Here is a 22060-nt window from a genome sequence, read left to right as displayed (position 1 = left end):
CACCTCCAGAAGGATTAAGGGGTGCGAACAGGATGCGGGAGCACGTTACTGAGGTCTGCGATAAACCCAAACTGCAATCCTGAAAATTAATCCTCTGCGGCAGGTGCTGCCGGAACAAAGGTTGCAGGCAGGAATTCAGGAGGAAAAATCACAGCCGGCCAGAGTTTGATTAGCCATGTTATTGCAGGTTGAGCGCCAGTAATCTGGGCAGGATTTTACCGAGAGGAGATGATAGATATGAATGGCACTTTATTGTTAATAGTGAGCTTTATCGGTTTAGCGGTTTCCCTGACGGTAAGATTCCGTTATATCAACAGAGATGAAAAAAGCCGCGAGTATTACCGTGGAAGCTACTTCCCTGCTCTCGTGGATCTGCTGATCGTTATCGCGGTAATTGGCATGCTGATGGGAGCCGTCAGCACCTCAGGCCCATTTATATACAGGGGATAACAGGTTGCTCCGCTGACGCGCCCGGGCAGGTTCTCCCGGGGCTTGTCTGCTGACGGCAGGCGCACAAAACAAGTTTTGCACGCCTCCGTCCAGCTCTGATTAAAGGTATTTTTTGAAGGATGCTGTCGTCACCGTCACCGCAATACCAAGCAGGATCGCAGCCGGAAGCAACAGCAGATTGGGATAAACCGCTGTAGGCCATGACAGATAAAGCATCGCGGGTACAATCGCTGCAGGCCTGACCATTTTCTTGGCATGATGATAGACAAACGAACTTTCATACCCCGCGCCGTACCGCCGCAGATCACGCCGCCCCAGCCCCTCAACCAGCGCCACCACCACGACCAGCACAAACAACGGCACGGACAGCACCAGGATGGTGACGCGTACCAGGGTGATAATGCTGATCCATACCGTGGCCAGCAGGTATTCACGCAGGTAGCCGGCAAGCCAGCCGCTCCAGCTGTTGATTTCCCGGGTGACGGCATTGTCACTGTGCATCTGGTGTGCATACTGCTGCCGGACCCAGTCCAGGAAGCCACTGTCCACAAAGGCCCACTGATAGGCGGTGCTCACCCAGCGCACAACCGTCACCGATGGTTCAGACAGCAGCAGGCTGCGGGTGAACTCTGTGGACAGCCACCCCAGCTCGGTGTTCATGACCGCTTCACTGTGCGCCGCCCCGGCTTCCGGCCAGAAGAAGGCGATGCCGATATATTCAATCAGCAGGCTCAGCAGCAGCGAGGACAGCACCACGCCCACCAGGGCCCATGGCCAGCCCCAGAGCAGATTATACAGAATGCCGTGCTTGCGTTCCGGCAGCGTCTGCTGCTGTGGGGGACGTTTTACCTCAGCCATTCGCCCCTCCTGTGACCGGCACGTTCAGGGCCGGACCGTCCCGCCACCAGGATTCGCCGCTGTGATAGCTGCGCCGCATCTCCTCCGCTATTTTCTCGATGCTTTCCGGCATCAGCACATCATCAGCATCCCCGGCAGGCAGCGGCATGCGGATTTTCCACAGTTGCCCGCCTTCCAGCAGGGCAAACGCCTGCCCTTTTGGCAGCGTCACGATATCGGCCGGCTCCAGTAGTGGGACTTTTACCGTCCCGACGCGGTCCTGGGTGCTTGAGGTGAAGTCCTGGTCTGCATTGACATCCGCCGTGTCCTGGTGCCCGGAGACCAGCGTTTTGGTGTAAATCTCCACCTGCGGCAGCTGCGTGGTCAGCAACTCGGCGGTGCGGTTCTCCCTGACGCGCAGCATAATCAGGTTGTTAAAGTTACCCTGTACCTGGGCCGTCTTGGCCGCATTCCCGATGCGTGCCTCAATATCAGAAGACGTCTGGGTATAGGCCGTCACCTGCATGCCGGCACCGCCCCCTTTGTTGATGAGAGGAATAAACTCATCCCCCATCAGCTCGTTAAACTCATCGCAGTGCAAATTAATCAGGGACTTCCCTTCTTTCCCGCCCGGCAGGCCCGCATTGATACCGTGTTTATAAATGTGCCCGGCCACACTCACCAGATCGGCGAACATGGAGTTACCGACCGCGCTCGCCACTTCACTGTCACTGAGCGCATCGAGCCCCACATACACCACGGCTTTTTTACGGATGATCTGTTCCCAGTCAAAAATCGGCCGCGTGTCGTCAATGTCCTGATAATCCGGCGACAGCAGCTCGGCGGTCTTGCCGGTGGTCAGTTTTTCCAGCAGCGGCAGCAGCGACGCCACGATTTTGTCAAAGTAAGTACGGTCATAACGTACCGCTGACCGCAGCCCGTCAAGGATGGGATCATAGAGTTTTTTACCCTCTTCTGAACTCAGGGCAACCTCAATGGCCCAGATACGTAAGGCATCCGGCTGACCCTGCATGTTACGGGGCACGTCGTCCTCTCCCAGCACCTGCTGATTATTCTCAATCTGCGTCTGCAGGGAGGGCAGCTGCGCATGGATGATTTTTTCCGCATAGCGGATATAAAGATCGGCGATATTGTTCACGTAGCGCATAATCAGCGTGTAGTCAGGGCGTTCCCCCAGGGCGACCAGCGCACGAGCGATGATGTTGACGAACCGCCAGGCAAATTCGCGGAATGCCGCGCTGTTCCCCTCACCCGACAGCTGACCGGCCACGCGGGACGCCACCTCTGACACGCGACCAAAACGCCCGACGGCATTATAACGGGCTGAAATTTCAGGCCAGCCAAGATGAAAGATATACAGCTCGTCCCCGCGTCCGGCCCGGTGGGCCTCTGCCCAGACGCGTTTCATCAGGTCTGCGTCGCCTTTCGGATCAAACACGATGGTGACTTCACCCCGCCGGATATCCTGGGTGACCAGCAGCTCTGCCAGCCGGGTCTTCCCGACGCGCGTGGTGCCGTACACCACCGTATGGCCAACGCGCTCCCCCAGAGCCAGGGTGACGTCTTTTTCGTCGGGCTCGATGCCGTGCAGCGCCGGATTCCCGCCCACCGGCGGTAATGGCCGCACCGGGTTCAGCGGCGTATCAGCACTCAGCAGCTTACCCAGCCAGGGCAGACGGTGCTCTGTCAGCATTTCAAGCTGACGCGCGCCCTGATAAAAGCGGTTCGGCTGCAGGTAGCGGGCCACTTCCGGGCGCAGCGTATCCTGCAGGCGCTGGGTGTGTTTCTGGGTCCAGCGGAAACCCCGCCCGAGAAACAGGCGACGATGACTGACGGGGATCTGTTTAGTACTCATGACATAGCGCGGCAGGCGGCGGAGATTCCGGCGGTAGCGAATAATCTTCATCCCCTGATGGGTGCGGGTGACGGCCAGCGCCGCAAACCCGGCGGCAGTGACATAGCTGACAGAGGGTGCCAGGGCGACAGCCCAGGGTGCCTGAACACAGACATACGCCGCCATGCCCGACACCACGGCGGTATTCAGCTCAACGGCCGGACGCAGCAGGGCTTCAATAACGTAACGGTTACTCATCGCCTGCCTCCTTTATGACTTTACCGTCAGCCATGCGGATATACGCCCCCTTTCCGGCGCCGGCTTCCCTGCGGGGCAGGCAGTGGTAATGCAGAGCATCCGCCAGTAAGCGCCAGAGCACATACAGAACATTCGACAGAATGAAAAAAATGAACCATACGGCCCGCAATGACAGCAGATAGTTATGCACCGCGGTTTCCGTGGAGACGGCTGTGACGGTGCAGTCTGCCTGCTTTACCTCAGGCTGAGCCGCATTATCAGGTACCGGGCATTCCTCCCACATGTAGTGTCCGGGCGGCGCGGTGCGCCATGCCGTTGCCTCCTTCTGCAACTGGTCGTTCAGGTCACTGACCGGATGGCCGAAAACAAGCCAGGCGAGCAGGCAGACACCGCCCAAAGCGGCAGGCACGAAAACGGCATGACGGAATAAACAGAACACAAGCCACAACGCGTAGCGCAGGCTGTTCAGGATGATGTGCATAAATGATTCCTCAGAGATACTGCCGGACGTCCTGCCCGGCGAGAATGGTCAGCAGGCGTTGCCCGCTGATGATGCGCAGGCGCGGTGATGTCGTGCGAATGGCGCGGCTCATCTTCCCGGTACGGCCCGTGTGGACAAACAGACCGCGGCGGCCGGTCTGCAGGAGAAGCCGGTCAAAGTCCTCAACATGTGCGGGGGAAACAGCACGGCTGTACCGTTTAGCCTGAATCAGCCAGTATTCCCCGTCGATGATAACCTGGCCATCAAGGCCGCCGTCAGCGCTGTAGGAGGCATTACGCACCACGGTCAGCCCCTGACGTTCAAAGGCAGACAGCAACAGCTCTTCAAAGACATAGGGGCTGATTTTGCGCAGATAGGTCAGACGCTGTGCATCTCCCGGCAGGCTGGTCAGTTTATCCAGTACCCGACCGGCCGTTGCCCGGTATCGCCTGTGACGGCGGGTGCTGGCGTTCTCCCGCCGCCGCAGGTTGAGAAAGGCCATCACCACCAGGAAGAGGATGGCCAGCATGGCAATCCCTACGGGGTGCCCTGTCAGCAGACCGTTGAGCGGTGTCGCTACCATTACGGCCTGACCTGCTGCGTCAGGCCGGCATCAGTGATGAGTACCGGATAATGCGCGATCTGCAGGCGACGGGCCAGCTCGCTGCCGGAAGCCGGGGCCAGGCTGACACCGGGTGCCAGCTCGCGCAGCTCGCGCACGGCAGCCATGTCCGTAACGTTGACGATCATCCCGGCCGCATGCTGTTCAGCCAGTGCGCCGGCATTGGCCTTCAGCCAGTCACGGGACAGGGCATCATCCCCGATCAGAAACAACGCCCCGATGCCGGGCAGCTGCAGCGGCCGGTCGGCCACGCTGCCCGGGCGCAACTCCGGCGTGAATACCGGGAGCATGGCGGCCTCGCCCTGCAGCACGGGTGACGGGGGTGAAGGTGCGGTGTCGTTTTCCGTGCTCATGCCGGGCTGTTTATTAACGGCCTCAAAATACGGCGCAGCATCCTGACCGCCCAGATCAGCAATCACGTTCAGTTCAGCATGGCCGGTCAGGGGAAGGAGGGTAAACAGCAGTAAGGACAGCCTTTTCATCAGGGTTATCTCCCGGGTTCAGTCCAGACGAAGCCTGGATCGGGGGTGAGCGCAGCAACCGAACGGGGCGCTTCAGCTGCCGGCGCAGAAATGCGGGGTGCAGGGCTGATTTTTGCCAGATGCCCTCTCACAATGGCGCGGTAACGTGCAGCAGGCTGACCACCTGCGGGATGGTGGTAGCAGCCGGCCGCATCCAGCCAGCTGCCGGGCTTACGCGCCCAGCACTCACGCAGAATGGTGGCGGCGGCGTTCAGGTTGGTGTAAGGGTCAAACGCATCCCACGTCGAGGCAAAATGATGACCGTTCCAGCCCAGATTGACCTGGGCAATACCGACATCGATGCGCTTAAGCGGGTGACGCTTCATAAAGACCTGCAGCGCCTGCAAGGCCTGCAGACGTGTCTCATAGCGATACCCTTTGCCTGCCACATTGATGGTCCAGGGCCATGGACGCACGCCGCGGGGAAGTTTGCGCGAAGACTCGCTCAGTGAGACCGAGTAAAGCGCTTCCGGGGGCACGCCGTGCGCCATGGCCACGCGGACGTAACCCTCCGGCACCGTCTGGTCAGCATGGCCATCAGGGACGGCCGCCATCAGTAAGCCCAGCGCCAGCGCGCCGGTCAGAACGCTGCGATTACCCATTTACCGTCTCCCGCCTGCTGCAGTAAAACCGGCATCAGGCCGTTACCAAAGCGCATCCACCGTCCGCCGTCGTGGTTAAGCGTGATCTGGCGCTTGCGGACCTTTTCCACGGGAATGTGATGGTCCCGCGCCCAGCTGCGAAGCGCATCATCACTGCCCTGGCTGTCGACCAGATAGATGTCCACCGGCCGGTTGTCAGCCAGCACGGCAGACAGTTTCGCGTCGCAGGTGGCGCAGTCTTTTGACCTGACGAACAGCGCCAGCCGGCCACCACTGTCGTGCGCCACGCCGGAGGCGTTCCCCATATTGACCGGCAGTGTGCCCGGATACAGGCGCTGCCAGGCCGCGTTCACCTCACGCTGGAAATCAAGCTCTTTCTGGGTGCGGGCAAACTCTTCCTTCACCCACTTTTCCGCAAACTTACGGCGCTCTGCCGGCGTCTGCGCCTCAATACCCAGGGTGGAAAGCGGATCGAGACCGGGCGACTGGATACCCCGGGGTCCCTTCATCAGTTGCTGATACCGCTGATAATCGTCGGCACTGAGTCCCCACTGACCGGCCTGCTGCTGCAGGTTTTGCTGTGCGGAGTCGGCCCGTTGTGTTGATGCCTGCTGACTGACATCGATCTGTCCTGATGTGGTCGCAGCCTGAGTCAGGGGACTCAGCAGCATGGCGGCTAAAAAGGTATGTTTCAGTTTCATTATTCGCTCCGTTATTCTGCTCTGAGCACGGTCAGGCGGCCGTTAACCCGAAACGTCGCCTCACCATAACCGGCACTGACCAGCGTCCAGCCGGCAACGGTTTCGCCCTCTCCGACCAGGGCCACCTGCGACAGGCTGCTGTAGCCCCGGGGCGCGATGGCAGCCCAGGACTCTGCCCCCCGCTTCTCCACGCCCGTCAGCACAAAAGGCGCGCTGCGGGCCACGCGAAGGGACGGAGCAGCACGACGTGTGTCAGCGGGACGGGGCTTTTTTGCCGCAGGCTCGTTTTTTTTGACCGGTGCGGCGACAGGTGCGGCGGGTGCGGGTGCCGGCTGTGATTTCAGCGCTGTCAGCTGCTCAGTCAGCGCACTCAGGCGGGTTTCCAGCCCCTGCTGTGCCTCCTGAAGAGTTCGCAATGACTGACGCACGGCGTCGTCGCTGCCGGCCTGTTTCGCTGCTGCGCTCAGCTCCTGCTGCATCTCACCAAGTTTTTTCCGGGTGTCCTGCAGACCGGCTCTGAGCATGGTCACATCTGACTGCAGGGCCGCGACTGTCTCAACAGTGGCCGCTGTACTGCCCTGAGATTCAAGGCGTGCAAGGCGTTCATCAAGGTTCGATATGCCCAGACTGAAGGCGGTGTAGCCCAGCGCCAGAATGCCGGCCAGCGCCACACCGCCGGCAGCGCCCCAGATGAGGCGGCGGCGGGGACGCCAGCTGAATCTTTTACGGGCCGGAGCGGGGTCAGTATGGAATGGTTGCTGTTCGCTCATTTTCTCAGAAACCCTCCGCTGACAGGTTTAACGGGGACGGACTGAGGGGCGCTGATGGCCGGTTGTGCCACGGCTGACGGCGCAGGCGTGGACCAGGTGCTGACCGGCGGCGGAAGCTGGGAGACTGGCAGCTGGTAGCCGTCGCGCAGGCTGTGGCAGACCACACGCTGTACATCATCCACCTCAAGCTGCCAGGCCGGACCGGCCAGGACCTGCAGGGCAGTACGCAGGCGCATCGGGCCCAGCTGGTACTGAACCGCCGGCAATGCCTGGCGGTAAAGCACGCCGTTGGCGGAGCCGGTCGCGCACAGGGAATAACCGGACTGGCGCAGGGCGTAACGCAGCGCATCCGCCACGGTAGGATGCAGGGATGACGGGATGCGAATATCAATAATCTGCGAGAGAGGGTCACGCTGGGCCGCCTGCGGATCAGTACTGACCAGCAGATAACGATCGTAGCGCACCACTTCCGGCGTCCGCGCATACTCGTCCGGAGAGACCGGCTGAACGTTACGGGTGACGGTGGTGCCGGGTGTCGGGTCGGCAGGCGCGCGTTGCTGCAACTTTTGCGGCTGGGAAACACAGCCCGCAAGGAGCAGCAGGGGAAGAACAGTGGCAAGCCTGCCTGGTGAAAATATGTTGTGAGAGGTGTTACGTTTCATCCGGAATTTTCCTGTACAGTGATAAAACAGCCCTCACTGTGCGGAATCGGTCCGGTTTCACTCAATTAACAACTGATTTTCCGTTGATGAAAAAAAACGCCACCCGAAAGGATGGCGTTGCGGTGAAACAGACAGTAATCAGTCCGGGTAAAACTCGTTACTGAGAATAGTATCTGTTGTCCAGATGCTGTCTTCAGGAAAGATATCCAGACCTATGCCGGTTTCTTTGGAAGCATCGGCGCGGGCGTCAAACCACACATCCGCAAGCCATTCAGGATCAGAAAACGCGCTTTTCAGCGCTCGGCGTCTTGTTCAGACGTCGTACAATCAAATCACGCTGACCTTTAATGGTTAACTCCCAGCTTATACCTCGATGGGTTGGCTGAAACTTCCATTTAAGAAGGTGGGCCAGTAAGACAGCCATACGGCTGGCCAGCTCACGCTTTTCACTTTTGCCCACGTCTTCAATCTCCTCGGCGATGTTCTCAATATCAATCTGACTGAGCTTTCCGGCACGCAGTAAAGCTGCCTGTTCACTGGCCCAGGCAACAACGTCTGAATCGTAACGTGCTCCCATACAAGCCTCCGTTAGTCAAAAAGTGAAGAAACCGCCAGAACAGATATGCTCCGGGGATAACATAAGATGCAACATAAAAAGTTGCTTCCTGAAGTTTGTCAGAGACAGTCATAACAGTCAAAGCTCCATTAATTCAGAGGGCGTGAATTGCCACTCTGGAACAGTCATACCCGAGGCCAATGAACGGTATATCATCGTCAAAGTCCATCGGTGGCGCACCGGCACTGCTGCCGGAGGCCTGGCCACTGTGAGCCGGTCCTGAAGGTTGCTGAGGCTGCCCCCAGTCATTCCGGGAAGACGTATTCTGACCGCTGCCAGACTGCCGGCCGCCAAGCATCTGCATGGTGCCACCAATATTGACCACCACCTCTGTAGTGTATTTCTCCTGGCCGGCCTGATCGGTCCATTTGCGAGTGCGCAGCTGGCCCTCGATGTAAACCTGGGAGCCTTTGCGCAGATATTCACCCGCAATTTCTGCCAGCTTGCCGAAAATAACCACCCGATGCCATTCGGTCACTTCTTTCTGTTCACCGGACTGCTTATCGCGCCAGCTCTCAGACGTGGCCAGCGAAAGGGTGGCAACTGCACTGCCGTTAGGGATATAACGAACTTCAGGATCCTGGCCGAGGTTTCCGACAAGAATAACCTTGTTAACGCCGCGTGAGGACATAGTCATTTCTCCTGTAAGGAATAAAGAAACACCCCGCGAACGGGGTGTGTCAGGTGCGCATCAGAATGAGTTTTCTGCGTAGTCGCGTTGTGCGGCAGAGCCATTCTGTGGCGGCACGGAGTCAGATTTTTCAGTCTTATAAACCATGTCCTGGCCTATTTTGATCCAGTCCACCTTTATCAGGCGGGCTTTCAGACTGACGCGCTGTTCGCCGGCATGGTCGCCTTTGTTCAGCGTAAATATGTCCGTGGACGGGTTACTCAGGTTAAAGCCCAACAGGACTTTCTTGTCTTCATCGACGGCTTTCTGGCAGCGGGCGATAAGGCTGGTTGCCTCTTTACCTGCGACAGAAATGTCAAAACGGACGTAGGCCGGATTATCAGTCGGACCACTCAGTGCATTGATTACGCAGCTGAGGAACGAGCCATTCTGATGGTTAACCTGGCGGATGTTGCTGAGATACCCGATGCCTTTGATAGTCAGGTTGAAGTACTCAGATTTTGCAGATGCAGAAGTATTGTTTGCAGACATGATGTTTTCTCCATGGAGGTAAAAAAAGGTACGGCGGAGAAACCATCTGCCCTGACGGGAGTGGTTTCCCGTCGGGGGTCAGGATCGGTTGAATCCTGAGAGTCTGGTATGTTGAAAGGACCTCAATCACTGTGCAGTGATATCCGTTTCCAGAGGTTAAACGGATTTACCACCCGAAGGTATCCTCTCTCAGGCTGCGAGGATTTTCCGGTCACCCGAAGGTGTTTCTCTCAGACCGGTGAAACGTTAGCTGGCAGTCACCCTAAGGCGTTTCTCTCAGACTGCTGAAACTTTAGCTGGCTGTGAAAAACAGCGGTAAGCACTGTTGATTTTTAAACCAAACAAGCCTGGTGTCAACCTATAAAACCAGAAATGAAAACGGCGCTGCATATGCAACGCCGTGGGGGCTGTACCAGACCTTAATGTATCTCACTACTCCGGGGATCCGTTCCCGACGCGATTTTCACGGAGCGCATGCGTCTTACAGTTCCTGCCAGATGTGCGATGGCAGACCGTCGTGCCGGTTGCCAGATTAATCCCGTTAAAGTTAAGCTGGCTGCCTCCGGCAAAGGGGTACATATCGAAGCGTAGTCACATTAGCAGAACCCGGCCCGGGGTTGTACAGTGAAATAACTCATCACTGTGCGGATGATTCTGTTTTTGTCCCTGTTGCTGCTTTTTTGCGCTTTGTGGTCTTTTTCCCGTTGGTGTTAATAATACCTTTGCAGTCTGGGTAACGCACGCAACCCCAAAAATCTCCTTTCTTACCTTTGCGTTTACGTGTGGGCCCTTTACATAACGGGCAAGGGGGCGTGACGGGAGCGGTGATTTTCACACTGTCCTGGCGGCCTTTTTCGACAAGGTGACGGGTCCACTGCAGCTGCTTTTGCATAAATACCGCAAGCGACATTTTCCCCTGCGAAATATCATCCAGTGCCTGCTCCCATAATGCGGTCATGCCCGGGCTCGTCAGCGTTTCCGGCAGGGCCGCAATCAGCTCCCGGGCCATCTGCGTTGAGTGGATGTGCTTCCCTTTTTTCTCCAGATAGTGTCGTTTGAAGAGGGTTTCGAGTACTGCCGCACGCGTCGCCTCTGTGCCCAGACCTGCGTTATCACGCAGCACTTTCTTGAGCTTCGGGTCACTGACGAAACTGGCCGCGTTCTTCATGGCAGCAATCAGCGTCCCCTCCGTGAACGGTTTAGGCGGACTGGTTTTCATATCCTTAACCTCAGAACCGGTGACAGCGCAAATACCCCCTTTTGCGAGCGCCGGCAGCGCCATACTGTCACCCTCGACGTCCTCTTCATCGTCATCTTTTTCAGCCTGGAACAATGACTTCCAGCCCGTCACCACACCGACTTTTCCGCGTGTACGGAACAGCTGGCCACCGATATTGAAAGACGCCTCCGTCACGTCAGATTCCTGCAGCGGAAGGAACTGGGCGAAATAATGCTGGCGAATCAGCTGGTAGACCTTCAGCTCATCGGCGCTGAGGCGCGACAAATCAAATGCCTGTCGGGTGGGAATGATGGCATGGTGCGCGGTGATTTTCTTGTCATTCCAGACGCGCGAGACAAACTGCCTGTCCAGCTGATTCAGTACCGGGGCCACAGCGGGATCGGATTTCGCCACTGCTGCCAGCACGTCGGGAATTTCCTGCTGCATGGAGGTTGGCAGAAAACCGCAGTCTGTCCGGGGGTAGGTGGTCGCTTTATGGGTTTCGTAAAGGGACTGGGCTATGGCGAGCACATCATTTGCGCCCATGCCGAATTTTCGGGAACAGACCTGCTGAAGGGTGCCCAGGTCAAAACAGAGGGGTGCCGCCGTTTTCTCCCGATTCTGTGTCACCTCCAGTACTGTAGCCCTGCCCTGCTGCTGACAAAGCTGTCCCACCGCCCGGGCTGCCTGAGGATTGATGCAACGCTTTTCCTCGTCACAGTACTGCTCAACGGGCACCCAGCCAGCCCGGAACCGGACGCCCTCTTTTTCAATAAGCGCATGTACCTGCCACCAGGGCTTTGGCACGAAGGAAGTGATTTCATTATCCCGGTTAACCACCATGGCAAGCGTCGGCGTCTGTACCCGCCCGACGGACAGCACTTCTGACACCCCTGAGTCACGGGCTTTGAGGGTATAAAGCCGGGTCAGGTTCATACCGATGAGCCAGTCAGCCTGGCTCCGGCCCTTGCCGGCATCATACAGCAGGGCTGTTTTTTCCCCCGGAAGAATACTGCTCAGTGCTTCCTTCACACTGGCCTCATCCAGGGCTGATAACCAGAGCCGGCGCACCGCGCCACTGTAGTGGCAGTATTCCAGCAGCTCACGCGCGATCACCTCGCCCTCGCGGTCGGCATCGGTTGCGATGACCACCTCAGACGCCTTTTTGAGCAGCTTACTGATAACGGTGAACTGCGATTTTGTCTGCTCTTTGACAACCATTTTCCAGGCCTCGGGCAGCACAGGCAGAACATCGGCACGCCATGGCCTGCCATACTGCTCACCATAGGCTTCAGGGCTGGCAGTTTCGAGTAAATGGCCGACCGCCCAGGTCACAACGATGTTACCGCCGCTGATAAATCCCTGCTCACGCTTGCTGATACCCAGCACGCGGGCAATATCCTTTGCCTGGGAGGGTTTTTCACACAGAAAGAGTTGCATGTGTTGCCTCCCGCGTCAGCGTTTTTCACCCGCCGCAACAGCGCGGACATCATTCATCAGCTTCGTGACACCGGACCCGGCCAGACGCTGTGATGATGATGAACGATAGACAACATAGAGCCTGCTGCCGGACCCGTTTTTCTCGATTTCGATATCCAGGTGATCACGTCCGTTCCAGTCGGAGCCCATTTTGTAGTAGCTGCCCGGCATGGCGTCCCAGACGGGATGCGCATCATCTTCAGCAGCCGCTTTCCAGCCCCCGTCATTTGCGGCCTGCCGCAGTGCCTCAAGCTCCTGCGTGGAGATAAATTTGTAATGGCGCTTCAGGCGGGCCGCCGCGGTATCCACATCGACCGGCACGGAGAACGTTTTATCGACGGACTGCATGGCCTGTTGCCCTGCCGGGCTCATCAGCGGCATCCCGCCACTTTCTCCGCTGCTGTTGCCGCCCAACGTTTTTGTCAGGTTTGCGGCTGTGTCACTGACCTGTTTATTAATCGCAGCCCAGTCCGTTGTTGCGCATCCGCTCAGTAAAAAGAAGGAGGTGAGGAGGAACACAGGGCGAATCATATTATTTCTCCTCCTGAACGGCTTTTCTCAGAGGTGGAGAAAAGGAAGAGCGTTTCTTACCAGTAAGAATGGCAGTATCGGGCATGCCCAGTTGTTCTGTTGCCTGTTGTGCTTCTTTAGTCTGGATTGCTATGTCAGCACGGTTAACCTTGACGGTTCGATAAAGGCGTAGCACACCATATACTTTTCTGATTAAGTGAGCGCAATGGCTCAGTAGTTCATCGCGACGGTTGCGGGATATGAGACCGTAATGAGCCGCCTGGAATGCTTTAAGGGCCATCTGGTCATATCCGACGAGTACCCATACACATCTGTAACCCAGCGGAGAACGACTGTATACGCCTATATTAAGTGGAGACGAGGAGGCAATGTCAGAAAATGAAACAGCAGGGGGAACTGATTTCAATATGACCTCAAGTTCTTCTACCCGGCTTTTAATATGGTCTCCAGCTTCATTCAAAAGCGTTTCAACCCTGAACATCGCCTCATCTGCCCATGGGTTATCTGCCAGGGAATCCTGATAAATAATTCCTGAGCGCTTAATAGCCTGGGGCATACTCATGATGGCATGCTTAACTTTCTTTACACCCTCCTTCGCCTGAGCCTGCGGGCGTCCTTCCCAGAGACGGATAGCATAGTTTGAGTGGATCTCGATTTTCAGGGAGGATGTGAGTCCGCCCGGTTTGTCGCTTCGCGTTTCATTTTCAGTGGTCATGAAATCATCTCCTGTAAGATCCCGGTCAGGTTCGACCTGAGTCAGTGATACTCTTCAGGCAGGAGCCTGGGGACAACCAGAAACCAGATCCCTAATCTCGGAAATTCACTTATATGGCTTCATAGCGGGCTAGCTCAGGGCGTTAATGTAGTCAGTTATATAAAATGACATCTCAAACTACTTAAAAATCAAAAGATAAAATCTTTCATGTTTTACTCAAACTAGACCCATGCAGTGCTGTACATTTTTTATCCGCTGCTGCCACTCGCAGCACTGCTTACTTTTTAACCACTGCTGCCACTCGCAGCAGTGGTTGTTTTTTAACCTCCAGTTCCAGAAGCAGCTATCTATCGTTTAGCTTTTTACGAATATCTCTAACCAAATTTCGTATGTTCTCTTCCGATACAGGATGGACAGAAGAACGTGGTTCTGGCTTCCACAGCTGTTGTTCAGGACGCTGAGCGTTTTTTTGCACGGCACTCTCAGGCGAATCATCAGCCTGACGGGGCGCGTATAACCTGCCCTCACGCGCCTTCTTCATCACGGCCAGCAACCAGCCAACCGGGTTGCTGAGCTGCTGGCGTGCCATCACCTTTTGCAGGCTGAGCAGCACAAGTTGTGCCTGTTCTTCAGGCAGCGCCTGCAGCTGTGCGGTCAGCATGGCAATATCTTCTGCCGGCACAAGTTCATGCAGACTGTCGGGAAGCACAGGTTTACCCGGTACGTACGTATTTTTATTCACACTGTGTGTGATACTACGTACGTAATGGTTCGGTTTCCGAACCCGGTCATAACTGCCTGTTTTTACTGGCAGTACGGATTCCGAACTCAGTGAATTGTTGTATCTTTCTGGGCTGAGTTCGGTATCCGAACCCTGTTTTTTAGCGACGATTCCTGGCCGTTTATGACTGAGTTCGGTTTCCGAACCCGGTGCGGGACAGGGTATTCGGTGATGATGTTTCGACATCTGGCTGGGCGTCTGTGGGCTGTCCAGACGCGATTCTATCAGCGCAAGATGGCTGCGATAATGGCGCATGGTGGGGTCGTTTTTTATATCGTCGAGCACTTCGCGGGCGGTCTGGCTGATAGTCCGGTTTTTACTCAGGCAGGCATCCGCCACCACATCAAGGAAGCGGGGGTCGAGCATTTCCGCATCGCTGAACGTCAGGGGCTCATCGTGCTGAGCATAGATATTCCCCCGCACCCGCCCTTTATCATCCCGCACGCGTTTACAAAGGCTGAGCCAGCCGGTTATTCGCAGCATCAGCAGGACGCGGCTTACCGTTTCCCTTGAGGCTTTCCCCTTTCCGGGTGATGCAAGCTGCAGCTGCAGTTCGTCATAGCTGGGGAAAACCGCCCCCTCATTATTTTGTGCATACAGCCGGATCATCATCCAGCCCATCTTGTCCAGTGGTGACAACCGCGTGTCGAGCAACAGCCGGCGGGGAATGGAATCATGCACATTTCCGGTAAACAGCAGGCCGTTACGTATCCTGCCGTCATCCCGCCGGGGACTGGCCGCAAGGCGGGCATTCATTTTATCCAGCGTATAAGCAATCAGGCTTTCTGCAGGCAGACTCATTATTTTTCCTTTTCGGCCGCCATCACGGCCGTTCTGAACTGTCAGTATGCTTAGTACTGCACCCGCGTACGGGTGCAGGGTAAACAGGCTGTCGTGCTGCTATTTCCGTATGGCGCTGTTATAGCGTTCGTGGCTGAGAAGAAGCCATGTCCGGCCTTCGTTGCGACTTAGCAGACGCCAGAACGGGCCGAGATCGATTTTGTAGTAACCACAGCCTTTCTCATCGAGCCGGGTGTAATTACGCGCCCCCTGCCGGAAACGGCGAACCTGACGTAACGCCTTCTGACAGCATTGCGGCGGCGTACCATGGGGAGCCCGCAGGCCCGGCGCAACCATCCTGTATTTCATGCCGTCTTCCTTACCGGCGTTCGGGCCGGAGAAGGCTGCCGGGTCTTGTGCCAGCCACGGACCGCATGCCAGACAGACGTCAGCGAGACGTTCATCTGTTCTGCAGCCAGCATCATCACGTCCAGCCCGTCAGCACTTTCCGCATCTTCAACGCCGGACTTTTGCCACTGTCGCCACAGGGCGGCGTTTTCCTCATCACCCAGTGCGTTACCGCGCCCCGGCCGGACATCGATACCGGCAATACGACGGCGGGCCGCCACGTCCGTACTGGAGAGCCCGAAGTAATTGGCCATCAGTTCAATGGAGCCGCCCAGCGCCAGCGCCCGATCGATACGCTGGAGTCGTTTCTGTTCCGTCCGGGCCTGCTGCAGCATGCGCACCAGATTGCCGTGATTGATGCCCACACTGATGATCGACACTTCGCTGCCGGAAAGGTAGTGAAGCTCTTCGAGCGAGAGTCCCTGCAGCATCTGCATTTCCTCGCGGTTCAGTCCCAGCGATTCGCAGCGGCGCAGATAGCCACTTCTCAGATCCATAACCAGCTGCATCAGTAATCCGTTGGCAGCCTGAGATAAACTGTTCATCATTCCCCCTTAATCCTGACGGTAACCAATGGCTGCCGGACCCCGGCCGCTGACCCCCTGATGAAGACGGGCATTTTGCCCGGCTTCATACCCCTGATAACGTGCTGTATCCGCCCCGCGGCAGGTTTTCAGTTCACGGGTTGTGACTGTCTTCATACTGCGGCTTTCCAGCCAGTGGCTCATCACCTGCTGCTCCTCGCTGCTGATGTCAGTCGCCGATATCACCTCACGCACCCCACATACCTAGCCGTCACGGAACTGCTCCGCTCTCGCCCGGCGTGTGGCCAGTTTCAGCCGCTTGCTCTGGGTTTTGAGATAAGAATTTGTGGCATCTTTCAGCTGGCGCGTCAGCACATCAAAGGCATAGGCTGCTATCTCAGGTTTTTCACTGAATCCGTAAAAGGTTACCGAACGGCGATACCCGGCAGAGGTCTGACGCCATGAGTAATAAGCGCGGCAGCCAAAGGCATGACAGACGCCCCGGACAAGGGTCACCATCCATTCCGGAACTTTTTCAGCATCCGAAGGGGCCGTGCGGGAAGACGCCTCGCGCACAGATGTAAGACCGGCATCAAGCTCGCTGATACCGTATCTTGCCATCAGCTTCTGGGCACGCTGCAGGGCCAGTCCTGCCTCATGGGCATTACTGTTGCTGCGGCCCAGCTTCAGCAGTTTCCTGACAAGATTCAGCAGTCGCAACTGTCGCTGTGAGTTATTCATCACTGTTATCCTCCCCGTACGTCAGACCGCGTTGCAGCTCCCGAAGACGGCGCATAACGCGCATCAGGCGCAGCAGTTTCAGAGCATCTTCATCTGTCAGTGCAGGTGCTTCCCCCTCACCCGGGCCGCCGGTGAAAAGCTCCGGCAGGCCACACACTCCTGCCGCAGGATGCAGCACAGGCGCTTCGCCGGTCAGGCCCAGCAGAAATGCGGCGGCTTCAGAACACACCTCACCTGCCCCGACGTAACCGGCAGACATGTCGTTGTCGCGTTGAGGAAGAATTTCATCTTCGCAGCCAAGGACCTCACCCAGCTCCCAGGCCAGACGAAAAGCGGTATTCTGCAGGTGTTCGATATCGTCCTGATGGGCCGGCACATGCCAGATGCTGCCATTAGTCACCGGCGCGTCATCCTGCAGGACAACTTCAGGTTCTGGTGTTAAAAGAGAAAGCAGGCCATCCTCACCATTGTCCTCTTCTCCACCATTCTCTTCTCCGTACCCATCGGAGAGGGTAACCAGCCCGCTAACATCCCCGCTCTCACCTGAAATGACCGGCGCGGCACCGTACATATCTGGCTGAACCTCATGCCGGGGGGGCTGATTATCCAGTTTTTCAGGTGGGGTATTATCCGGGGCGGGCGTTACCGGCTCTCCTGAGATTTCACGACGTGGACTGGAGAAAGGCTGCGCGACCTCAACAGACTTCTGCGCCGGTGTGGCCTGACCTACAGAGTCAGCGGTGACGAGGCTGTTTGCGGGAGGGATGGACACCGGTTCTGGATCGCCGAAGTGATGTCTGCGGTTACGTTCTTTAGGATCCAGTTCCATCATCCAGCGGTCATAATCCAGCTCCGGATGGGGCAGCGCATGCAGTAAATCACCAATTAATTCATCGCGAAACATCTCAAGAGACCACAGTTCCGGTGAGTTGAAACGGCCACAACACTGACCAAAAACATCGCTGAAGGATTTTTCGCTGACATCTGAAAGCAGGCTAAACTCATCCCACACGCGTTCAGCATCATGCCGGAGCGCCAGCAGCGCCGTTATCTGCGGCCTGCCGAGCCCGGACTCAAGCAGGTCTGGGATCCACGGGAAAAGATATTTCAGTGCATCTTCCATACGGCTGATAGTTGAATTATGTACCGGCAGACCTTCACGGGTCAGAAGCTCTGACAACTGTCGTAAAGAGACTGGCTTTCCTAACTGCTCTTCATATATAGAGCGGGCTTTGTGGATCCCCTGCGCTTTTTCAATAAAACTCAATTCCCCGCGCACTTCATTCTCTGCCAGATGGCCGATAACACACTGCAGCCGTCCCGGCCACGGCTTGAACAACACATGGACACGGAAAAAACGGTCTTCTCCGGTCTCCTGCCACAGTTCTGACAGGATCTGATAACGTGTATTACCACCGTCGCTGAAGATGTACATATCGGGCTCACCATCCGGGTCACGGGTGACTTTGGGTACGGTGTCCAGCCCGCGCGAACGGATGGAAGCCTTGATATCGTCATAACGCGGATTGCGTGATGTTCGCGGATTATCAGGATTCGGGCTTAACTGGTCGAGCGTCAGGACCATGGGCATTTCAGCCGCCGGCATGACGCTGATATTGCCGGCCGCCTGCGACTGGCGTCCGGGCTGCAGCATGGCAGCCCCCACATCAGAACTTTTACGGCTCATGCCTGTTTCCTCCCGCTGTGGTAACCGAAGTCATAGCTGCCTTCCTGAAACTCCGAAAAGAGGGTATAACGCCCGTCAAATTTGACTTTCACCGTGCCGGTTGGCCCCTGCCGCTGCTTGCCGACAATGATCTCAGCCACCCCGGTATCAGGAGTGCCAGGGTTATAAACCTCATCCCGGTAAATAAACATGATGAGGTCTGCATCCTGCTCCAGCGCACCAGAGTCACGCAGGTCACCATTATTAGGGCGTTTATCGGCCCGCTGCTCCACCAGGCGGTTGAGCTGGGAAAGCGCCAGTACCGGACAGCCCAGCTCTTTACCGAGCGCCTTAAGCGAGCGGGAAATTTCCGCTATTTCCTGCGTGCGGTTTTCCTGCTCGGGGGAGCGGACAAGCTGCAGATAGTCCAGCATGATGAGAGAGGGTCTGCCGTATTTGCGGACATAGCGACGGGCGCGGGCGCGCAGTGTAGCCGGGGTCTGGTAACTGGTATCATCAATGATCAGACGGTTTTTCCATTCAATAATGCGACCGGTAGCTGCGGACACGCGAGCCCAGTCTTCATCATCCATGTTGCCGCTGCGAAGCCGGGACAGTTCCACCCGGCCTTCCATCGCCAGCAGGCGCATCATCAGCTGCTCTGAGGGCATTTCAAGACTGAAAACAAAGACGTGATCGTCAGGTTTTGCGCCCACGGCCGCGGTGCAGGCGGCCATGGCCAGCGACGTTTTCCCCATGGAAGGACGGGCGGCCAGCAGGGCCAGATCGCCGGGCTGGAGACCACAGGTCATCGCGTCCAGTTCACTGAAACCGGTCGGTGTCCCGGTGAGGCCGTCACTGGCGGACATACTTTCCAGCTGCGTCAGCAGTTTATCCAGCGCCTCGTTAACGCCGGTCTCACTGTTAAGCTGCATGGCTCCCTGTTCGGCAATGTTAAACAGCTTACCTTCGGCCGACTCAAGGATGCCGGCCGAGCTGGCTTTCGGGGCCTGCACATCGGAAAGAAGACTGTTACCCACTGTCATCAGCTGCCGCAGGCGGCTTTTCTCCGCCACCACCCCGGCGTAAGCCAGGATATTGGCTGCAGATGGCGTGTTTTTACTCATTTCAGCCAGATAAGCAAAGCCGCCACACTGTTCAAGGTCGCCTCTGTTCTCCAGCCGTTCCGTAATAGTGATGAGATCGAGCGGTAGCCCTTCTCCGGTCAGCTCGGCCATGACGCGGAAGACCATACGGTGCGGCCGGGAAAACAAATCTTCCGGGGAGATTTGCAGTATCACCTCATCCCACCGGTCGTTATCAAGCATCAGTCCGCCCAGTACGGCCTGCTCAGCCTCATAAGAGCAGGGCATCATCATCTCAGACATGACGCACCTCCCGGGTCAGAACGTCACTGAAATGGCTCTGCCACTCAGGGAACAGTTCACACGCGAGGTCGTGCATGGTGACGGCTGCGGCCGGACCTTTACGGCGTGTTTTGTATTCCAGACGATGCACGGGCTGCTGTTTTACGTGCCCCAGTTTGAAAATATCCAGCGCCTCGATACGGGTATTGAGTAAACGATAAACGTCACGGTTGCCCAGCGCAGAGGCGTCGTAATGTTTTTCGTTAATGATGGCGGCAAGACCGTCCATTGCTTCACGGTCAAGCAGAGTGTTTTCGATACAGTTGACGAGAATGGAAATATCAGGAAGGCGGATACCGTAATTTTCATAGGTTTTCAGGCGGGTAAGCATGTGAAGGGAGCCGCGGATAAATTCACGGACATCCGGAAGGATGGGTTTAACAACGCCCATCACATTACCGGTAGAGGACAGGAGGGAAAGCTCAGTCATAACGCCTGTTGCGCCTTTAGAATCCACAATAATGGCGTCATAACGGTTAAAGAAAGGATGCTGAAGTATGTTACGCAGGCGAAGACGGCCATCTGCAGCGTGGAGCATCGCGGTCGGCAACAGTTCGTCCGGGTCGTTAGAGTAGATGACATCGAGATTTTTTATGGCGGTCTGCGAAATGCATTGCGTATGGTCACTGACCATCTGCATCAACAATTCATAGAGACCGAAAGGGGATTCATGCTCCAGCGCGAAGATACTGCTGGCTGTGGGCTGGGAATAGTCTGCATCCACAAGAAGGGTATTCAGGCCAGCATCGGCAAGAAAACCGGCAAGGTAAGCAGCAAACGTGGATTTGCCTTCTCCACCTTTGGGAGAGATAACGGGAAGTATTGTCATTTTGCACATCCAAAACAATGGTTTGGATGTATGCGTTAGCGATTATTCACATCTCTGTAACACAAAGGCAAAAAATTTAACTTTCCGGCAATGGGATTGAAAATCCCCGTGTCCTTGGTTCGATTCCGAGTCCGGGCACCACTATTTAAAGAACCCGCCCTAGAGGCGGGTTTTTGCTTTTATAGTTTCTGATACTTTCCAACCGATCATCTCTCAATATCTTTACTGCTCTACCCCTCACAAAATCCATACGTAAGATTAGTCGTGCCTGTTAACAAGCTGACATCTGGGTTCTATAAGAAGATGGGGTTTAACGTGATGGGATGTACAGAGGTCCGCGATCCTGAGCGACAGTACCTGTTACTCAATCCCGTGCACGGATAGCAGGCAATGTGCTGCCGGGAGAGCCAGGTGTGCTGCGCTTCTCAGGCCTGCACACCGGTTACAACATGATGGGCTGGATAAAATGGTACGCTGCATCCGGCAGTTTTCATTCCCTGCAGACGCAAAAAAGCCCATCCGGCAGGATGGGCTTCTTCACTTGTTTGATGCCTGGCAGTTCCCTACTCTCGCATGGGGAGACCCCACACTACCATCGGCGCTACGGCGTTTCACTTCTGAGTTCGGCATGGGGTCAGGTGGGACCACCGCGCTACAGCCGCCAGGCAAATTCTGTTTATCAACACACCTCTCGGGTCTGTCGATGTAATCTGTAATCAAGCTGAATATCGTGTCTCTTTCGCCAAAACATCTTCGGCGTTGTAAGGTTAAGCCTCACGGTTCATTAGTATCGGTTAGCTCAACGTATCGCTACGCTTACACACCCGACCTATCAACGTCGTCGTCTTCAACGTTCCTTCAGGACCCTTAAAGGGTCAGGGAGAACTCATCTCGGGGCAAGTTTCGTGCTTAGATGCTTTCAGCACTTATCTCTTCCGCATTTAGCTACCGGGCAATGCCATTGGCATGACAACCCGAACACCAGTGATGCGTCCACTCCGGTCCTCTCGTACTAGGAGCAGCCCCCCTCAATTCTCCAGCGCCCACGGCAGATAGGGACCGAACTGTCTCACGACGTTCTAAACCCAGCTCGCGTACCACTTTAAATGGCGAACAGCCATACCCTTGGGACCTACTTCAGCCCCAGGATGTGATGAGCCGACATCGAGGTGCCAAACACCGCCGTCGATATGAACTCTTGGGCGGTATCAGCCTGTTATCCCCGGAGTACCTTTTATCCGTTGAGCGATGGCCCTTCCATTCAGAACCACCGGATCACTAAGACCTGCTTTCGCCCCTGCTCGAGCCGTCACTCTCGCAGTCAAGCTAGCTTATGCCTTTGCACTAACCTCCTGATGTCCGACCAGGATTAGCTAACCTTCGTGCTCCTCCGTTACTCTTTAGGAGGAGACCGCCCCAGTCA

At 56.4% G+C, this 22060-nt stretch carries 21 protein-coding genes, 2 rRNA genes and 2 pseudogenes; 1 reads left to right on the top strand and 24 read right to left on the bottom strand.

Annotation, left to right across the window (positions count from 1 at the left end; genetic code table 11):
* Positions 1 to 228 precede the first annotated feature (228 nt).
* Entirely contained in the window at positions 229 to 450 is a 222-nt protein-coding gene (locus WC7_RS24075) for a hypothetical protein (protein ID WP_155849765.1), read from the top strand.
* A 99-nt stretch (positions 451 to 549) separates the two neighbouring features.
* Here the strand turns inward: WC7_RS24075 and WC7_RS24080 are convergent, their stop codons facing one another.
* The 24 genes and pseudogenes from WC7_RS24080 to WC7_RS0124185 all read right to left on the bottom strand — a co-directional run.
* The gene (locus WC7_RS24080) at positions 550 to 1308 is read right to left on the bottom strand and encodes a TIGR03747 family integrating conjugative element membrane protein (protein WP_016151314.1); all 759 of its coding nucleotides are present in this window, start codon (positions 1306 to 1308) and stop codon (positions 550 to 552) included.
* Entirely contained in the window at positions 1301 to 3400 is a 2100-nt protein-coding gene (gene traD, locus WC7_RS24085; protein WP_016151313.1) for a type IV conjugative transfer system coupling protein TraD, read from the bottom strand. The genes WC7_RS24080 and traD overlap by 8 nt, the downstream gene beginning before the upstream one ends.
* The gene (locus WC7_RS24090) at positions 3393 to 3881 is read right to left on the bottom strand and encodes a hypothetical protein (RefSeq protein ID WP_016151312.1); all 489 of its coding nucleotides are present in this window, start codon (positions 3879 to 3881) and stop codon (positions 3393 to 3395) included. The genes traD and WC7_RS24090 overlap by 8 nt, the downstream gene beginning before the upstream one ends.
* Before the next feature lie 10 nt (positions 3882 to 3891).
* The gene (locus WC7_RS24095; protein ID WP_016151311.1) at positions 3892 to 4464 is read right to left on the bottom strand and encodes a restriction endonuclease; all 573 of its coding nucleotides are present in this window, start codon (positions 4462 to 4464) and stop codon (positions 3892 to 3894) included.
* On the bottom strand, positions 4464 to 4985 hold the full coding sequence (locus tag WC7_RS24100; RefSeq protein ID WP_016151310.1) for an integrating conjugative element protein: 522 nt from the start codon (positions 4983 to 4985) through the stop codon (positions 4464 to 4466). Before WC7_RS24100 ends, WC7_RS24095 begins: the two co-directional genes overlap by 1 nt.
* Positions 4986 to 4990: 5 nt before the next feature.
* Positions 4991 to 5626, bottom strand: coding sequence for a lysozyme family protein (locus WC7_RS24105; RefSeq protein WP_016151309.1), 636 nt, complete (start codon positions 5624 to 5626; stop codon positions 4991 to 4993).
* Positions 5605 to 6327, bottom strand: coding sequence for a TIGR03759 family integrating conjugative element protein (locus tag WC7_RS24110; RefSeq protein WP_016151308.1), 723 nt, complete (start codon positions 6325 to 6327; stop codon positions 5605 to 5607). The genes WC7_RS24105 and WC7_RS24110 overlap by 22 nt, the downstream gene beginning before the upstream one ends.
* 11 nt (positions 6328 to 6338) lie before the next feature.
* Entirely contained in the window at positions 6339 to 7097 is a 759-nt protein-coding gene (locus WC7_RS24115) for a coiled-coil domain-containing protein (RefSeq protein WP_016151307.1), read from the bottom strand.
* The gene (locus WC7_RS24120; RefSeq protein ID WP_016151306.1) at positions 7094 to 7759 is read right to left on the bottom strand and encodes a PFGI-1 class ICE element type IV pilus protein PilL2; all 666 of its coding nucleotides are present in this window, start codon (positions 7757 to 7759) and stop codon (positions 7094 to 7096) included. Before WC7_RS24120 ends, WC7_RS24115 begins: the two co-directional genes overlap by 4 nt.
* A gap of 138 nt (positions 7760 to 7897) precedes the next feature.
* A pseudogene (locus tag WC7_RS0124195) lies at positions 7898 to 8336 on the bottom strand (DUF29 domain-containing protein).
* 133 nt (positions 8337 to 8469) lie between these two features.
* A complete protein-coding gene (locus WC7_RS24125) occupies positions 8470 to 9006 on the bottom strand; it encodes a single-stranded DNA-binding protein (RefSeq protein ID WP_016151304.1) in 537 nt (178 codons plus the stop codon).
* 60 nt (positions 9007 to 9066) lie between these two features.
* Positions 9067 to 9537, bottom strand: coding sequence for an STY4534 family ICE replication protein (locus WC7_RS24130; protein WP_016151303.1), 471 nt, complete (start codon positions 9535 to 9537; stop codon positions 9067 to 9069).
* A 637-nt stretch (positions 9538 to 10174) separates the two neighbouring features.
* On the bottom strand, positions 10175 to 12196 hold the full coding sequence (locus WC7_RS24135; protein WP_016151302.1) for a DNA topoisomerase III: 2022 nt from the start codon (positions 12194 to 12196) through the stop codon (positions 10175 to 10177).
* 15 nt (positions 12197 to 12211) lie between these two features.
* Positions 12212 to 12766 (bottom strand): hypothetical protein, encoded by a 555-nt coding sequence (locus WC7_RS24140; protein ID WP_016151301.1) that lies wholly within the window; start codon positions 12764 to 12766, stop codon positions 12212 to 12214.
* 1 nt (position 12767) lies between these two features.
* On the bottom strand, positions 12768 to 13481 hold the full coding sequence (locus WC7_RS24145) for a PFL_4669 family integrating conjugative element protein (RefSeq protein WP_016151300.1): 714 nt from the start codon (positions 13479 to 13481) through the stop codon (positions 12768 to 12770).
* Between the two features lie 343 nt (positions 13482 to 13824).
* Entirely contained in the window at positions 13825 to 15063 is a 1239-nt protein-coding gene (locus tag WC7_RS24150; protein WP_016151299.1) for an STY4528 family pathogenicity island replication protein, read from the bottom strand.
* Positions 15064 to 15162: 99 nt separating this feature from the next.
* The gene (locus tag WC7_RS24155) at positions 15163 to 15411 is read right to left on the bottom strand and encodes a ParE family toxin-like protein (protein WP_004115572.1); all 249 of its coding nucleotides are present in this window, start codon (positions 15409 to 15411) and stop codon (positions 15163 to 15165) included.
* Positions 15408 to 15998: a DUF2857 domain-containing protein gene (locus WC7_RS24160; RefSeq protein WP_006777722.1), complete on the bottom strand. Its 591-nt coding sequence runs from the start codon at positions 15996 to 15998 to the stop codon at positions 15408 to 15410. Before WC7_RS24160 ends, WC7_RS24155 begins: the two co-directional genes overlap by 4 nt.
* A gap of 6 nt (positions 15999 to 16004) precedes the next feature.
* Positions 16005 to 16715 (bottom strand): annotated as a pseudogene (locus tag WC7_RS0124190) (DUF2786 domain-containing protein).
* Positions 16708 to 18402: a ParB family protein gene (locus WC7_RS24165; protein WP_016151296.1), complete on the bottom strand. Its 1695-nt coding sequence runs from the start codon at positions 18400 to 18402 to the stop codon at positions 16708 to 16710. Before WC7_RS24165 ends, WC7_RS0124190 begins: the two are co-directional and overlap by 8 nt.
* Positions 18399 to 19769 carry an SPI-7-type island replicative DNA helicase gene (gene dnaB-PI, locus WC7_RS24170; RefSeq protein WP_016151295.1) on the bottom strand — a complete coding sequence of 457 codons (1371 nt, stop codon included), beginning with the start codon at positions 19767 to 19769 and terminating at the stop codon, positions 18399 to 18401. The genes WC7_RS24165 and dnaB-PI overlap by 4 nt, the downstream gene beginning before the upstream one ends.
* Positions 19762 to 20637, bottom strand: coding sequence for a ParA family protein (locus WC7_RS24175; RefSeq protein WP_006777717.1), 876 nt, complete (start codon positions 20635 to 20637; stop codon positions 19762 to 19764). Before WC7_RS24175 ends, dnaB-PI begins: the two co-directional genes overlap by 8 nt.
* 550 nt (positions 20638 to 21187) lie before the next feature.
* Positions 21188 to 21303 (bottom strand): 5S ribosomal RNA (gene rrf, locus WC7_RS24180).
* 97 nt (positions 21304 to 21400) lie between these two features.
* Positions 21401 to 22060: ribosomal RNA gene (locus WC7_RS0124185) — 23S ribosomal RNA — on the bottom strand; the annotation flags it as partial.

Origin of the sequence: Citrobacter sp. KTE151 (genome assembly GCF_000398845.1) — a bacterium.
Lineage (GTDB): Bacteria > Pseudomonadota > Gammaproteobacteria > Enterobacterales > Enterobacteriaceae > Citrobacter > Citrobacter braakii.
The sequence above is the reverse complement of the archived record's forward strand: the minus strand, read 5'-3'. Positions and strand labels throughout refer to the sequence as shown.

What these genes read in the sequence shown, in the direction of transcription:
- WC7_RS24090 (WP_016151312.1), bottom strand. Translation starts at nt 3,881, where the DNA reads ATGCACATCATCCTGAACAGCCTGCGCTACGCGTTGTGGCTTGTGTTC.
- WC7_RS24080 (WP_016151314.1), bottom strand. Translation starts at nt 1,308, where the DNA reads ATGGCTGAGGTAAAACGTCCCCCACAGCAGCAGACGCTGCCGGAACGC.
- dnaB-PI (WP_016151295.1), bottom strand. Translation starts at nt 19,769, where the DNA reads ATGTCTGAGATGATGATGCCCTGCTCTTATGAGGCTGAGCAGGCCGTA.
- WC7_RS24175 (WP_006777717.1), bottom strand. Translation starts at nt 20,637, where the DNA reads ATGACAATACTTCCCGTTATCTCTCCCAAAGGTGGAGAAGGCAAATCC.
- WC7_RS24130 (WP_016151303.1), bottom strand. Translation starts at nt 9,537, where the DNA reads ATGTCTGCAAACAATACTTCTGCATCTGCAAAATCTGAGTACTTCAAC.
- WC7_RS24120 (WP_016151306.1), bottom strand. Translation starts at nt 7,759, where the DNA reads ATGAAACGTAACACCTCTCACAACATATTTTCACCAGGCAGGCTTGCC.
- WC7_RS24100 (WP_016151310.1), bottom strand. Translation starts at nt 4,985, where the DNA reads ATGAAAAGGCTGTCCTTACTGCTGTTTACCCTCCTTCCCCTGACCGGC.
- traD (WP_016151313.1), bottom strand. Translation starts at nt 3,400, where the DNA reads ATGAGTAACCGTTACGTTATTGAAGCCCTGCTGCGTCCGGCCGTTGAG.
- WC7_RS24155 (WP_004115572.1), bottom strand. Translation starts at nt 15,411, where the DNA reads ATGAAATACAGGATGGTTGCGCCGGGCCTGCGGGCTCCCCATGGTACG.
- WC7_RS24075 (WP_155849765.1), top strand. Translation starts at nt 229, where the DNA reads ATGATAGATATGAATGGCACTTTATTGTTAATAGTGAGCTTTATCGGT.
- WC7_RS24115 (WP_016151307.1), bottom strand. Translation starts at nt 7,097, where the DNA reads ATGAGCGAACAGCAACCATTCCATACTGACCCCGCTCCGGCCCGTAAA.
- WC7_RS24125 (WP_016151304.1), bottom strand. Translation starts at nt 9,006, where the DNA reads ATGTCCTCACGCGGCGTTAACAAGGTTATTCTTGTCGGAAACCTCGGC.
- WC7_RS24145 (WP_016151300.1), bottom strand. Translation starts at nt 13,481, where the DNA reads ATGACCACTGAAAATGAAACGCGAAGCGACAAACCGGGCGGACTCACA.
- WC7_RS24165 (WP_016151296.1), bottom strand. Translation starts at nt 18,402, where the DNA reads ATGAGCCGTAAAAGTTCTGATGTGGGGGCTGCCATGCTGCAGCCCGGA.
- WC7_RS24105 (WP_016151309.1), bottom strand. Translation starts at nt 5,626, where the DNA reads ATGGGTAATCGCAGCGTTCTGACCGGCGCGCTGGCGCTGGGCTTACTG.
- WC7_RS24140 (WP_016151301.1), bottom strand. Translation starts at nt 12,766, where the DNA reads ATGATTCGCCCTGTGTTCCTCCTCACCTCCTTCTTTTTACTGAGCGGA.
- WC7_RS24135 (WP_016151302.1), bottom strand. Translation starts at nt 12,196, where the DNA reads ATGCAACTCTTTCTGTGTGAAAAACCCTCCCAGGCAAAGGATATTGCC.
- WC7_RS24095 (WP_016151311.1), bottom strand. Translation starts at nt 4,464, where the DNA reads ATGGTAGCGACACCGCTCAACGGTCTGCTGACAGGGCACCCCGTAGGG.
- WC7_RS24110 (WP_016151308.1), bottom strand. Translation starts at nt 6,327, where the DNA reads ATGAAACTGAAACATACCTTTTTAGCCGCCATGCTGCTGAGTCCCCTG.
- WC7_RS24160 (WP_006777722.1), bottom strand. Translation starts at nt 15,998, where the DNA reads ATGATGAACAGTTTATCTCAGGCTGCCAACGGATTACTGATGCAGCTG.
- WC7_RS24150 (WP_016151299.1), bottom strand. Translation starts at nt 15,063, where the DNA reads ATGAGTCTGCCTGCAGAAAGCCTGATTGCTTATACGCTGGATAAAATG.